Source organism: Roseateles sp. GW821-FHT09H11 (assembly GCF_059415845.1).
The window spans coordinates 132567-145984 of sequence record NZ_JBWKOA010000005.1 but is presented as its reverse complement, the minus strand read 5'-3'; the positions used below and the strand labels follow the sequence as shown (position 1 = coordinate 145984).

The 13418-nt window shown below is 70.4% G+C and carries 10 protein-coding genes; 3 read left to right on the top strand and 7 right to left on the bottom strand.

Features of this window, described 5'->3' with window-relative positions; genetic code table 11:
* The first annotated feature begins 4 nt into the window (after positions 1 to 4).
* Positions 5 to 973, top strand: a complete 969-nt coding sequence (gene corA / locus AC07PR_RS17590) for a magnesium/cobalt transporter CorA (protein WP_483107740.1) — start codon at positions 5 to 7, stop codon at positions 971 to 973.
* 13 nt (positions 974 to 986) lie between these two features.
* Here the strand turns inward: corA and AC07PR_RS17585 are convergent, their stop codons facing one another.
* The 5 genes from AC07PR_RS17585 to AC07PR_RS17565 form a co-directional block, all read right to left on the bottom strand.
* Positions 987 to 2051: a tartrate dehydrogenase gene (locus tag AC07PR_RS17585; RefSeq protein ID WP_495136044.1), complete on the bottom strand. Its 1065-nt coding sequence runs from the start codon at positions 2049 to 2051 to the stop codon at positions 987 to 989.
* A 19-nt stretch (positions 2052 to 2070) separates the two neighbouring features.
* Positions 2071 to 2871 (bottom strand): 4-hydroxy-2-oxoheptanedioate aldolase, encoded by an 801-nt coding sequence (gene hpaI / locus AC07PR_RS17580; RefSeq protein WP_495136043.1) that lies wholly within the window; start codon positions 2869 to 2871, stop codon positions 2071 to 2073.
* Positions 2872 to 2998: 127 nt separating this feature from the next.
* Positions 2999 to 4450, bottom strand: coding sequence for an NAD-dependent succinate-semialdehyde dehydrogenase (locus tag AC07PR_RS17575; RefSeq protein WP_495136042.1), 1452 nt, complete (start codon positions 4448 to 4450; stop codon positions 2999 to 3001).
* 23 nt (positions 4451 to 4473) lie between these two features.
* Positions 4474 to 6000, bottom strand: coding sequence for a UxaA family hydrolase (locus AC07PR_RS17570; RefSeq protein WP_483109296.1), 1527 nt, complete (start codon positions 5998 to 6000; stop codon positions 4474 to 4476).
* A gap of 158 nt (positions 6001 to 6158) precedes the next feature.
* Complete coding sequence (locus AC07PR_RS17565; RefSeq protein ID WP_483107732.1) at positions 6159 to 7157, bottom strand: tripartite tricarboxylate transporter substrate binding protein; 999 nt, start codon at positions 7155 to 7157, stop codon at positions 6159 to 6161.
* Positions 7158 to 7355: 198 nt separating this feature from the next.
* On the opposite strand from AC07PR_RS17565, the gene AC07PR_RS17560 reads away from it, so the two are divergent.
* Positions 7356 to 8363: a LysR substrate-binding domain-containing protein gene (locus AC07PR_RS17560; protein ID WP_495136041.1), complete on the top strand. Its 1008-nt coding sequence runs from the start codon at positions 7356 to 7358 to the stop codon at positions 8361 to 8363.
* Here the strand turns inward: AC07PR_RS17560 and AC07PR_RS17555 are convergent.
* Positions 8312 to 9340, bottom strand: coding sequence for a hypothetical protein (locus AC07PR_RS17555; RefSeq protein ID WP_495136040.1), 1029 nt, complete (start codon positions 9338 to 9340; stop codon positions 8312 to 8314). The genes AC07PR_RS17560 and AC07PR_RS17555 overlap by 52 nt on opposite strands.
* Before the next feature lie 290 nt (positions 9341 to 9630).
* On the opposite strand from AC07PR_RS17555, the gene AC07PR_RS17550 reads away from it, so the two are divergent.
* A complete protein-coding gene (locus AC07PR_RS17550; protein WP_495136039.1) occupies positions 9631 to 12270 on the top strand; it encodes a hypothetical protein in 2640 nt (879 codons plus the stop codon).
* A gap of 19 nt (positions 12271 to 12289) precedes the next feature.
* Here the strand turns inward: AC07PR_RS17550 and AC07PR_RS17545 are convergent, their stop codons facing one another.
* A complete protein-coding gene (locus AC07PR_RS17545; protein WP_495136038.1) occupies positions 12290 to 13387 on the bottom strand; it encodes a PepSY-associated TM helix domain-containing protein in 1098 nt (365 codons plus the stop codon).
* Between the last annotated feature and the right edge of the window lie 31 nt (positions 13388 to 13418).

The following is a 13418-nucleotide window of genomic DNA, read 5'->3' as shown; positions in this document are numbered from 1 at the left end:
AGCCATGCTCATCAACTGTGTCGCCTACCGCGACGGCCGCCGGCTGGCCGATATCCAGCCTGAAGCGATCAGCGACTACCTCAAGCTGCCCGACTGTTTCGTCTGGGTCGCCCTGCGCGACGCGTCGACCGAAGAGGTCCTCGCGATGAAGGAGGAGTTCGACCTGCACGAGCTCGCGGTCGAGGATGCGCTGCACGGCCAGCAGCGGCCCAAGGTGGAGGAGTACGGCGACACGTTGTTCGCCGTGATGCAGACCGTGCAGTTCACGCCGACGGACGAGCTGTGCACGGGCGAGGTGTCGATCTTCGTCGGCAACAACTTCGTGCTGTCGATCCGCAACCGTGTCGCGCAGAGCCTGCTGGGCGTGCGCGCCCGTGCGGAGAGGGAGCCGCACATGCTCAAGCGCGGCCCCGGCTTCGTGATGTACGCGATCATGGATGCGGTCGTGGACCGCTACTTCCCGGTCATCGAGGCGCTGGAGACGGAACTCGAAGCGATCGAGTCGCAGATCTTCGAGCCCGGCGTCACGCGCGAGAACATCCGCCGGGTGTACGAGCTCAAGCAGCGCGTCACCGTCGTCAAGCACGCGGTCTCACCGCTGCTGGATGCCGTCGGCAAGCTGGTGCGCGGCCGCGTGCCGCCGGTCTGCGAGGACACCCGCGAGTACTTCCGCGATGTCTACGACCACCTGGAGCGCATGCAGTCGGCGCTCGACTCGCTGCGTGACACCGCGACGACCGTCATCCAGGTCCACCTGTCGATGGCCGCCATCGAGGATTCGGAGACCACCAAGCGCCTCGCGGCTTGGGCCGGTATCTTCGCGGCGGCCACGGCGTTCGCGGGCATCTGGGGCATGAACTTCGAGGTCATGCCGGAGCTCAAGTGGCGCTTCGGGTATCCCGTGGCGCTCGGTGTCATCACCGCGACCTGCGGCGTGCTCTTCTGGAGATTCCGAAAGGCCGGCTGGTTGTAGCCAGCCCAGCGCTTCAGATCAACGCGGCGATGGCTTCGCCCATCTCCGTGGTGTTGGCCGTGCCACCCAGGTCGCCCGTCCGCGGTCCCGACGCGAGCGTCTGCTCGATCGCCTTCAGGATCGCGTCGTGCGCGGCCTGCTCGCCGAGGAACTGCAGCATCAGCGCGCCCGACCAGATCATCGCGACCGGGTTGGCGATGTTCTTGCCGTAGATGTCCGGCGCCGAGCCGTGCACCGGCTCGAACAGCGACGGGAAGTTGCGCTCCGGGTTCAGGTTGGCCGACGGCGCCAGGCCGATCGTGCCGGTCGTCGCGGGACCCAGGTCCGACAGGATGTCGCCGAACAGGTTGGACGCGACCACCACGTCGAAGCGGCCCGGCTGCAGCACGAAGCGCGCGCTCAGGATGTCGATGTGCTGCTTGTCCACGGTGACCGACGGATATCCGGTGCCGACCGCGTCCGCGCGGCCGTCCCACCACGGCATCGAGATCGCGATCCCGTTGCTCTTGGTCGCGACCGTCAGGTGCTTGCGCTCGCGGCTCTGCGCCAGATCGAACGCGTACTTCAGCACCCGGTCCGCGCCGAAGCGCGAATAGACCGACTCCTGGATCACGATCTCGCGGTCGGTGCCCGCGTACATGATGCCGCCGAGGTTGGTGTACTCGCCCTCGGTGTTCTCGCGCACGACGAAGTAGTCGATCTCGCCGGGCTTGCGGTTGGCCAGCGGGCAGGGCACGCCTTCGAAGAGCCGCACCGGGCGCAGGTTGATGTACTGGTCGAACTCGCGCCGGAACTTCAGCAGCGAGCCCCACAGCGACACGTGGTCCGGCACCGTCGCCGGCCAGCCCACCGCGCCGAAGAAGATCGCGTCCTGGCCTTCCAGCTGCGCCTTCCAGTCGTCCGGCATCATCTGGCCGGTCTCGCCGTAGTAGTCGCAGCTGGCCCACTCGATGTGGGTGAATTCGAACTGGATGCCGAAGCGCTTCGCGGCGGCTTCCAGCACGCGCAGCCCCTCGGGCATCACTTCCTTGCCGATGCCGTCGCCGGGGATGACGGCGATCTTGTACGTCTTGCTCATGGTCGTGCTTTCAACGGGTTCAGTAAGGCGAGCCGGTCGGGGCCGGCAGCGGCGGGGCCAGGTCGAAGTCTGCCGCAAGGCGCCGCGTGGCCTGTGCGAGCAGCGTGACGTCGATGCCGACGGCGACGAAGCTCGCGCCGAGCGACAGGTAGTGGCGGGCGAGCGTCGCGTCGCCCGTCAGCGTGCCGGCGGCCTTGCCGCTGGCGACGATGGTGCGGATCGCGCCGTCGATCGCCGCCTGCACCTCCGGATGCGACGGCTGGCCGCGATGGCCCATCGAGGCCGCGAGGTCCGCCGGCCCGATGAACACGCCGTCGACGCCGTCCACGGCGCAGATCGCCTCGAGGTTCCTCAGCGCCGTGGCGGTCTCGGCTTGGACGAGCACGCAGGCCTCGCCATCGGCTTCGTCCAGGTACTGGCGCCGCAGGCCCCAGCGCGACGCGCGCGCCACGGCGGCGCCGACGCCGCGCACGCCCAGCGGCGGATAACGCGTGGCCGCGACCACCGCCGCGGCCTGCTCCGCCGTGTCGATCATCGGCACCAGCAGCGTCTGCACGCCGATGTCGAGCAGCTGCTTGATGCCGTCCTTGTCCCCGTTGACCGCGCGCACGACCGGGTGGGCCGGGTAGGGCGCCACCGCCTGCAGCTGCTGCAGCGTGCTGGTCAGCTCGTTGGGCGCGTGCTCGCCGTCGATCAGCAGCCATTGGAAACCGGCGGTCGCGCAGACCTCCGCGCTGTAGGCCTGCGCCATCGACAGCCACAGGCCGACCTGCGGCCGGCGCTCGGCCAGGCCCTGCTTGAAGGTGTTGGAGAAGTTCATGGAAGCCTTCATGGATGGCGTCGCGGATGACGTCGTGGATGCATGCCTGGATGCCGCGTCGAGGGGCTCGGCGATGTTTTCGTCGATGTCCTCGTTGACGTCCTCGTTGACGTCCTCGTCGAGGCGCTCACGACAGCCCGCCCTGGCAAACGTACTTGATGTGGAGGTAGTCGTCGAGCCCGTGCGTGGAACCCTCGCGGCCGTAGCCGGATTCCTTGACGCCGCCGAAGGGCGCGGACTCGGCCGCGATCGCGCCTTCGTTGAGGCCGACGATGCCGCTCTCCAGCGCGTCCGCGACGCGCCAGGCGCGGGCGATGTCGCGGGTGTAGAAGTAGGCCGCCAGGCCGAAGGGCGTGTCGTTCGCGGCGGCGACGACCTCGTCCTCGGTCTCGAAGCGGAACACCGGCACAACGGGCCCGAAGGTCTCCTCGTGCCAGAGCAGCATCTCCGTCGTCGCGCCGGTCAACACGGTCGGAGCGAAGTAGTTGGGGCCGGCCGCGACCGCGTTGCGCACGCGCTCGCCACCGGTGATGACCAGGGCGCCGTGCGCGACGGCGTCGTCGACGTGGCGCTCGATCTTCTCGAGCGCGCGGGCGTTGATCATCGGACCGATCTGCGAGTCGGCGCGGCTGGCCGGCCCGACCTTCAACGCGGCGACACGCGCCGCGAGTTTCTCGACGAACAGGTCGTGGATGCCCGCCTGCGCGAACACGCGGTTCGGGCACACGCAGGTCTGGCCGCCGTTGCGGAACTTGGCCGCCATCAGCCCCTCGACCGCCGCGTCGACATCGGCGTCGTCGAAGACAATGAAGGGCGCGTTGCCGCCGAGTTCCAGCGACAGCTTCTTCAGCGTCGAGGCCGATTCGCGCGCCAGGTGCTTGCCGACGGGCGTCGAGCCGGTGAAGGTGATCTTGCGGACGCGCGCATCGGCCAGCCAGACGTCGACGACCTCCGGCGTGCGCTCACGCGACGCGCACACGATGTTGAGCACGCCCGGCGGCAGGCCGGCCTCCACCGCCAGTGCCACCAGCGCCAGCGAAGTCAGCGGCGTGTCCTCGGCCGGCTTGGCGACGACGGTGCAGCCGGCGGCCAGCGCCGGCGCGATCTTGCGCGCGATCATCGCGGCCGGGAAGTTCCACGGCGTGATCGCCGCGACGACGCCGACCGGCTCGCGCAGCGCGAGCATCCGACGACCTTGGACCGGCGCGGGGATGACCTCGCCGTTGGCGCGCGTCGCTTCTTCGGCGAACCACTCGACGTAGCTCGCCGCGTAGGCGACCTCGGCGCGGCCTTCCGCCAGCGGCTTGCCCTGCTCCTGCGAGATCAGCGCGCCGAGCCGGTCCTGGTCGCGCAGGATCAGGTCGTTCCAGCGCTTGAGGATCGCCGCGCGCTGTTTGGCCGGCACCATGCGCCAGCCGTCGAAGGCCGCGTGTGCGGCGTCCACCGCGGCGCGCGCGTCGTCGGCGCGACTGTCGGGCACCTCGGTGATGAGGCTGTCATCGGCGGGATCGACGACCGGAAAGCGGTCGCCGGCGGCCGCGTCGCACCAGCGACCGGCGATGTGGTTCTTCGTCTGCATGGAGGACCTCGGATTCAGGAAATTCAGCTCACGATGCCCAGATGCCAAGGCACGAACTCGTGGTCGCCGAGGCCGAGCAGCTCGCTCTTGGTCGGCTCGCCCGAGGCCGAACGCAGGATGTGTTCGAAGATCCGCTGCCCCATCTGCTCGATGGTCAGCGCGCCATCGATGACGAGGCCGCAGTTGATGTCCATGTCCTCTTCGAGGCGCGTGTACATCGGCGTGTTGCTGGCCAGCTTGATCGTCGGCGCCGGCTTGGAGCCGAACATCGAGCCGCGCCCGGTGGTGAAGCAGATCAGGTTGGCGCCGCTGGCGATCTGGCCGGTGACGGCGACCGGGTCGTAGCCCGGCGAGTCCATGAACACGAAGCCCGACTGCTCGATGGGCTCGGCGTATTCGTAGACCTGCTGCAGCGGCGTCGTGCCGCCCTTCATCGCGGAACCCAGCGACTTCTCGAAGATGTTGGCGAGCCCGCCGGCCTGGTTGCCCGGGCCGACCACGCCGTTGAACTGGCCGTTCTGGCCGCGGGTGTACGCCTCCCACCAGGCCAGCCGGTCCAGCAGCTTCTGGCCGACCTCGGGGCTGACCGCGCGACGGGTGAGCATGTACTCGACGCCGTGGATCTCCGGCGTCTCCGACAGGATGGCGGTGCCGCCGTGGCGCACGAGGATGTCCATCGCCGCGCCCAGCGCCGGATTCGCGCCGATGCCCGAGAAACCGTCCGAGCCGCCGCATTCCAGGCCGATCTTCAAGTGGGCGGCGCTCACCGGCTGCCGCGTCACGCGGTTGGCGATCGGCAGCATGGCCTCGACGGCGCGGATGCCGGCCTCGATCGTCGCGCGCGTGCCGCCGGTGTCCTGCATCACCAGCGTCTTCAGCGTCTCGCCGGGCACCAGGTGTTGCGACTCCATCAGGCCGGCGACCTGGTTGCGCTCGCAACCGAGGCCGACGATCAACGCACCGCCCAGGTTGGGGTGCTTGGCGTAGCCGGCGATCGTGCGGCGCAGCAGGTCGAAATGGGGGCTGGGCGAGGACATGCCGCAGCCGGTGGTCTGCGCGAAGGCGACCACGCCGTCGACGTTCGGATAGTCCTTCAGCCGCTCCGGCGTGAAGTGCTCGGCGATGCGGTTGATCGCGGTCGACGAGCAGTTCACCGAGGCCAGGATGCCGATGAAGTTGCGCGTCGCCACGCGGCCGTCGGCGCGCACGATGCCCATGAAGCTCGCGCGCTCGGACTCGGGCAGGTAGTCGACAGGCTTCACGTCGGCGCCGAAGGCCGGATCGCGGTCGAACTCGACCAGCGCGATGTTGTGGGCGTGGACGTAGTCGCCGGCCTCGATGTCGCGCGCGGCGACGCCGATGACGGCGTTGTACTTGCGGATCGGCTCGCCCGCGGCGATGCGCCGCGCCGCGATCTTGTGGCCGGCGGGGACCTGCGCCTTCAGGCGAAGTCCGAATTCCGGCAGGTCCTGCCCCAGCGTCAGCACCTGGCGCGCGATCAGGACGTTGTCGTCGCGATGCAGGCGCAGCAGCGGCGAGGACGTCGCCATCGCGGCCGACGCGGCGGCCACCGCGTCGGAGGTGGTCGCGCCGGCCGAGCTCACGGCGCCCGGGGCCGTCCCCGTCGCGTATGCCGTCGCGGTTCCCGTCGCGGTTCCCGGCGCAGTGCCCGGCGCAGTGCCCGTGGCGGTGCCGATGGCGGTCATGGTCAGCCCTTCGCCAGCAGCTCGCGCAGCTTCAGGCGCTCGATCAGCTGCGTGTCCTTGCGGTAGGTAGCCTGGATGTACTTCTCGTACTCCGGCTGGTCGAGGTACATCACCGGCGAGTCGATGCGATCGCAGGTGGCGATGAAGTCCGCATCCGCCGTGGCCTTGCGGAAGGCGTCGCGCAGCTTGGCGACGATCGCCGGGTCCATGCCCTTGGGCGCGCCGATGCCGTTGGGCGCGTCGACGACCAGGTCGTAGCCGGCTTCCTTCAGCGTCGGCACGTCGGCGAAGTCCTTGGTGCGCGTCGCGCCCCAGGTGACCAGCAGCCGCAGCTTGCCGGACTTGACGTGCGGTGCCCACGAGGTGGAATCGGCCACCGCGTCCACCTGACCGCCGAGCAGATCCTGCAGCGCCGGCGCGCCGCCCTTGTACGGGATGTGATTCAGCTGGATGCCGGCGAGGAGATTGAACTCCTCCATGCCGACGTGCGTCGCCCCGCCGATGCCGGCGCTGCCGTAGGTGATCAGGCCGGGCTTGGCCTTCGCGGCGGCGACGAATTCCGCCAGCGTCTTCCACGGCGAATCCGCGCGCACGACCAGACCGAAGGTCTGGCCGTTGACACGGGCGAGGTAGGTGAAGTCCTTGAGCGGGTCCAGCTGCACGGTGCGCAGCTGCGCGAATCGGGTCACCGAGATCGGCACCTGGCCGATCGTGTAGCCATCGGGCTTGGACGTCGACAGCACCTTGGTGCCGAGCATGCCGGAGGCACCGGCGCGGTTCTCGATGATGATGGTCTGGCCCAGGACCTTGCCCGCGGCCATGCACAGCGAGCGCATCGTCACGTCGGCGGTGCCGCCGGCGGGCCAGGGGCAGATGAAGGTGATGGCGCGCTCGGACGGATAGGCGGCGGCCTGAGCGAGGCGCGGCAGCCCGAGGGCGCTGGCGCCGAGGCCGGCGGCGCCGGCGAGCAGGACGCGGCGGCGGTCCATGCGGATGGTCATGTCTTGTCTCCTGGCTCGGGGTCGATGCGGGCATCGATCGATGTCGTGGGCGGGGACCTCGTCGGGCCATTGGGCAATGGTCGCGAGGTCTCTGTGCGATGCATTGTGGGCATCCGCTCCATGCAACTCAATTGAGGAACTGGACTGCCTTCATGTCATGAACGGCATGAAGGTCCGTCAAGCTCCTAAGATCGGCCCATGAGCCAGATCGACCGCGTCCTCCGTTCCAACCTGAAGCTGCGCCACCTGCAGATGCTGGTGGCGCTCGACCAGTTCCGCCATCTCGGCCGCGCGTCGGAGTTCCTGTCGCAGACGCAGCCGGCGGTGTCCAAGTCGCTGGCCGAGGTCGAGCGCATGTTCGGCCTGGACCTGTTCACGCGCTCCACGCGCGGCACCGAACCCACGCCCTTCGGTGAGGCGGTGGTGCGTTTCGCGCGGTCGGTGCTGTCGGACTTCTCGCGCACCCGCGACGAGATCGCCGCCGTGGCCAGCGGCGCGGCGGGCCGCGTCAGCGTCGGCGCGATGGTGGTGGCGACACCCGGGCTGGTGGCCGGCGCGGTCGAGCGGCTCAAGCGCCATTCGTCGCTGACGACGGTGCACATCGAGGAAGGCGACCTGACGCGCCTGCTGCCGCGGCTGCGCGTGGGCGAACTCGACGTGATCGTCGCGCGGCTGGAGCCGGGCTACGCGTCGCCGGACCTGGCGACCGAGCCGCTGGTCGAGGAGGCGATGCGCATCGTCGTGCGGCCGGATCACCCGCTGGCGACGGCGCGCAAGCCCAGGCAGCCGCCGTGGGCCGAGCTCGCCCGCATGCCGTGGGTGATGCCGCCGCCGTGGGCCTCGTCGCGGATCAAGCTCAACCAGATGTTCTATTCACAGCAGCTGGACCCGCCGAGTGACATCGTCGAGAGCGCGTCCTTCCTGGTCACGCTGACCTTCCTGCGTCAGCGCGGCGCGGCGGCCTTCGTGGCGGACAACGTCGCGCGCTACCTGGCCCGGGAAGGGCTTGCGAAGGCCCTGCCGATCGACGTGCCGATCGAACTCCCGCCGGTCGGCCTGCTGACGATGCGCGCCCGCCGGCAGTCGCCGGCCGCGGAGCAGTTCATGGCCTGCTGCCGCGAGGTGGCCGCCGCTCACCCGCCTCAGCGCCAACCTCAGCGCCACCCCAAGGCGGCATCGCGGAAGCTGTCCAGGGCGAGCTCGTAGTTCATCTCCCCGAGCAGGCCGACCAGCCGGTCGCGGTCTGCGTTCCACGCATCGACGACATGGCGCCAGGCGGGCGCGAGGGAGCGGGGCTCGGCTTCGTCCGGCGGGATCTCCGCGTCGATCGAGGCCGGCGGCAGGTCCGACGGCAGCATCAGGCGCGACGGCACGGCGGGCCGGTCCGCATCCTCGTCGTATTGCGTATCCGCGTCGCTGGCGTCCGTGCCGGGATCGATGCGCCATCGGCCGTCGTCCTGCACGGTGATGCGCGGGCGCAGCCACGGCTCATGGGCGCGCGGGTTCAGCAGGTGGCAGGTGCGATGGCGCGCATCGACGACCAGCAGGCTCAGCACCGAGCCCCGGCCGTTGGCGAGCTCCTCGACGTAGTCGGGGTGCTCCATCGGGCCGTCGACGTCGACGACGAAGTAGCGGTCGTCGATCCATTCGCCCGACCCGTTGACCGAGCAGCCGAAGGTCAGCTCCTGCGGATAGGGCAGCAGCCGGCCGTCGAGCCAGAGGGCGGCGCCGTAGGGCATCTCGAAGACGCGTCCGGCGTCGGGGTACTCGGGCAGGCGCCCGTCCTCCCACCAGACGACGGCCCGGTGCAGGCGGCCCGGTGCGTCGGCGATGCGGAAGCCGGCGGTCCGCCATTCGGGCCACGAACTCCAGACGCGGGCCTCGACGCGCTCGTCGAGTCCCATCGCGCGCAGGTCGCGGGTGCTGGCGTGCTGCAACAGATGCTGTGCGAAGTGCCGCCACATGGCGGGGCCCAGCGCGCGGGCGATGGGCTCGGCGTCGCGCAGCCAGTCCAGCAGCAGCGGCACGATGGGCGCCTGCCGGGACCACAGCGCATGCGCGGCGATGGACCGCGCCCAGCGGCGCTCGAGCGCCCGCTCGCCCGACGCGTCGGGCGTCGGGGGCGGTGTGGCGGGATCGGGGATCTCGTCGGACAGGGACCGTCCGACGGGCGTGGCGGGCATCCCGACCGAGGAGGGAGGGATGGGCGAAGGCGGAAGGTGGTACAGCGGCATCAGAGGGGGTGCACCGGGGTGAGGGAGGCGGTGGCGCTCGACCGGGGGCAGATGGGAGTCCCGGGGGAGGGGGCGCCCGTCACCGTCGTCGGGGACGTTCGAGGAAAGCGGTGTGGGGCCGGGTCTTGCCCGGCGGCGCGCGGCATCGGAAAAAGCTGCCGTGCGGGCGCCTGTCCCCTCCACGGGGGATGACAGTGCCGGCACCGCGCACCATCCTGACGCCTTGGGAGGCAGATGCGATGACCGATCCAGGGCCGAACCCGCAGGACGTACGCCAGGAGACCGAGGCGCGCGATGGTCGCGGGGAGGCGGACGCGACGGCGGCGCGGGGCGCGCGCGTGGCGGTTGTCGCCGTGCACGGGGTCGCGGATCAGGCGCCCGGTGCCACGGTGCATCAGCTGGCGGCGCTCCTGACGGTGCGGCCTCCCCGGGACGTGCACTACCGTGACGGGACTTGCGACTGCCTGCTGCTGCAGGTCCCGGTCCTGGAGGGCTGCGTGCCGGCGGCTCACGATCCCGACGCCCGGCCCACCGCGATGAAGGCCTTGCGGCAGTCGCTGAGATCGGACTTCCAACGGACCGGATGGATGGATGCCTCGGCCCGCGGCGTCGCGGAGGACCGGGTGAAGGCGCGGGACTACCAGTCGACCGTCCGGTCCGCGCACACGGCCAAGGGGGCGACGTCCCAGGCGCCGGGGGATCCGCTGAAGGGCGAGCCGGACCAGGGCATCGCCTTCACCGACTACCTGCTCTTCAAGGCGCAGCGCGGCAAGGCGGAAACCGAGTACGTCGAGGGCTACCGGATCCGCCTCACCCGCGAGGATGCGCGGGCGCGGACCACCCAGCAGGTGGACCTCCACGAGATGTACTGGGCCGACCTGTCGCGCTTGTCGAGCGCGTTGCCGACCATCCTGACGGAGCTGTTCACCATCCTGTTCCGGCTGTCCAAGCTCGCGCGCGACACGATCGACCAGGCGCGCCACGCGGCCGATGCCGCCGGAGCGCCCGCGGGGATCCGGCAGCGCTGGGCCCGGCTGTCCTGGCTGCAGACGGCGCTGGACTGGTCCTTCGCCCACCTGCTGTCCAACCTGTTCCTGCAGACGCTGCTGCTGGGGACTTTCATCGTGGTGATGTCGGCGCTGAACGGCGACCCCCGGGGCGGGATCGCGGAGAGTGTGCGGACCATGCTCGCCGTCGGGCTGCCGGCCCTGAGCTACTGGTGGCTGGTCTATCGCCATGTTCGCTCGGCGGTCGGGCGCGCGGTGCTGCTCCTGCTGGCGGTGGCCGCCGGGGTCGCGTTCAAGCTCTTCGCCGCGCCCTGGGTGCTGGGCATCGTGGTGCTGGCCGCGCTCGCGCTGCTGTGCGATGCCGGCCTGAAGCTCGCGGACCGGCGCTTCGTGTCGACGCGTCAGGTCGGCCTGGTCTTCCTGGCGCTGAGCCTGGGCACCATCGCGGTGGTGATGCTCTGGTTCTCCCCGCGGCAGGACCTCTGGACCTGGTGGACCGCCGCGGCGCTGCGCGCCTTCGAGCTGATGCTGATGGGCACCTACCTCTGGTGGATCATCGCCGCCGCGCTGCTGGTGCCGTGGACGTGGTACGGCGTCCGGCAGGCCGGGCTCGGCGACGCGGCGCGGGCCAGCGTGGCGACGGCGCGGCTGGGGCTGTTCGTGTCCGTGACCTCGTTCACCGCGGTGGGCATGGTGATCTGGGCCGCCGGCCACCAGGTCCTGGAGCGTGCGGGCGGCAAGTGGGGCTACCGGCCCTGGCTGTTCGACCTCCAGTTCGAGGTGAGCGCCGACGCCTGGGGCTTCCAGCACCGGGCCGCGGAGATGTACCGCGCGCTGCCGGCGGAGAGCTTCCTGACGCTGCGCTACGTCTACAGCACGGCGACCTTCTTCCTCGTGGCCATGCTGCTGCTGGCGCTGGTGGCCTACGTGCTGGTGTCGCTGCTGCCCAGCGTGCTGGCCGAGCTGCAGCGCGGCGTGGGGACGGCGGGCCACCTGGGGCGCTGGCTGACCGGCGGGTATGAGCGGCTGGAGGACTTCGTCGCGCTGCTCGCGATCGCGAGCGCGCTGGTCGCCACCTACATCGGCGGCGTCTACCTGCTGGACCTGCTCCGCCTGGTGTCCCCCTTCACGGCGGCGGACCTGAAGCAGGCCATCGCCGGCACCGGCTTCGGCTCCCAGCTGCTGCTGGCGCCCTTCGTGATCGGCTCGGTGTCGGCGATCGGCGCGTTGACGCTGTTCGGACGCACCCTGTCCAAGTACGCGCCGTGGCTGCGGGCGCCGCTGGACGCGATGCTGGACGTCGACAACTACCTGCGCGAGTTCCCGCGCAAGGCCATTCCGCGCGCCCGCATCTTCGCGCGCTACGTGGCGCTGCTGGAGCACCTGAAGCGGGACGGCGCCACGCGCGTCGTGATCGTGTCGCACAGCCAGGGCACGGTCATCACCGCGGACCTGCTGCGATACCTCACCTACCGCGCCATGCGCGATCCCGGCAGCCGGGCCGGTCAGCTGGGGCAGTGGCTGCAGGACATCGAGGTCCACCTCTTCACCGCCGGCAGCCCGCTGCGCCAGTTGTACGCGGCGCGTTTCCCCGACCTCTACCACTGGGTCCGCACCGGGCCCTTGCTGGATCAACTGGGCGTGGACAAGTGGACCAACGCCTTCGCCGCCGGGGATTACGTCGGGCGCTGGATCTGGGCGCCGTCGTCACCCGAGGCGCCGCATCAATCCGCGTTCTATGCGCCGGGCGCGGCGGCGCTGGATGTGCCGCCGCGCAAGGACCTCTGCGTCGGCGCTGGCGCGCACACGCACTACTTCGATGCCGACAGCGAACTGGTCGCGCAATGCGTGGATGAGTTGATCCGGTCCTGAGCCTGCATCAGCAGGCGGCTCAACGCCGCCGGCGCCACCACAGCCACGTGCCGGTGACGCCCATGCCGAACAGCACCAGTCCGAGTGCGCCGGTGATCACGCGGTTGGCGAGGCCGAAGAGCTCGCCCGCATGCAGCGGGTAGATCCACGCGGTGGAGCGCACGGCGAGGTCGAGGTCCTCCAGGCGCTGCTGGCTGAGCACGCGACCGTCCACCGGATGCGCCCAGATCGACGACAGCCCGTTCGGATGCGGATCGCCCGCCAGCTTGAAGCGCAGGCGCACCGGCCGCGTGTCCGCGGCGCCCAGCTGGATGAAGCCGAGCTGCGCGCCGGGCCAGCGCTTCCGCGCCTCGGCGACGACGAGGTCCAGCGGAACGCGCTCCCCGTGCGCCTTGTCGATCTTGGGCGGCTTCGGCGCGGTCTCGCCGACCAGCGTGTTGAGCCAGCCGCCGATGGGCCGGTAGGCCATCCATGCGCCGCTCGCGACGGCCACCGCGATCAGCAGGCCCAGGACGGCGCCGGCGAAGCGGTGCAGGTCGAACAGGCTGCGCGTTGTGCCCTTGTCCAGCTTCAGCTTGAAGGCGTGCTTCCACTGCGCCGCGTTCATCGGCCACCACAAGATCAGCCCGGTGATCAGCAGCAGGAGATACGCCAATGCGGTGAAGGCGAGCGTCGCCTTGCCGGTGTCGCCGAGCAGCAGCTCGCTGTGGAGCTCGAAGACGAAGTTGGCGACGCCTTCCGTCTCGCCGCGTCGACCGAGTTCGACGATGCTGACCGGGTCCAGGTACACGGTGCCCGCCCAGCTCGGCGAGCGGACCGCGACGCGCAGCGACTCGCCGTCCTCGCGCGGCGGACGGATCGTCATCGTCGCCTTCGGGCCGAATTCATCGGCCACGCGGCGTCGCAGCGTCTCGAACGGCGTGCTCGATGCGACGACGGCCGTCGCCGCGTCGTGAGCGGGCGCGCGGAAGAGCTCCGGATGCATGGCCTCGTCCAGCGGGCGCAGCACCGTCATCAGCGAACCGAGCAGCGCCGCCGCGGCGAGCAGCATCCCCAGCGTCAGCCCCATCCAGCGGTGCAGCCACATCCAGACGCGGCGCGCGGTCACCAGAGCCATGGTTCGTTGCTCCCGCGGTTCTGCGATCGGG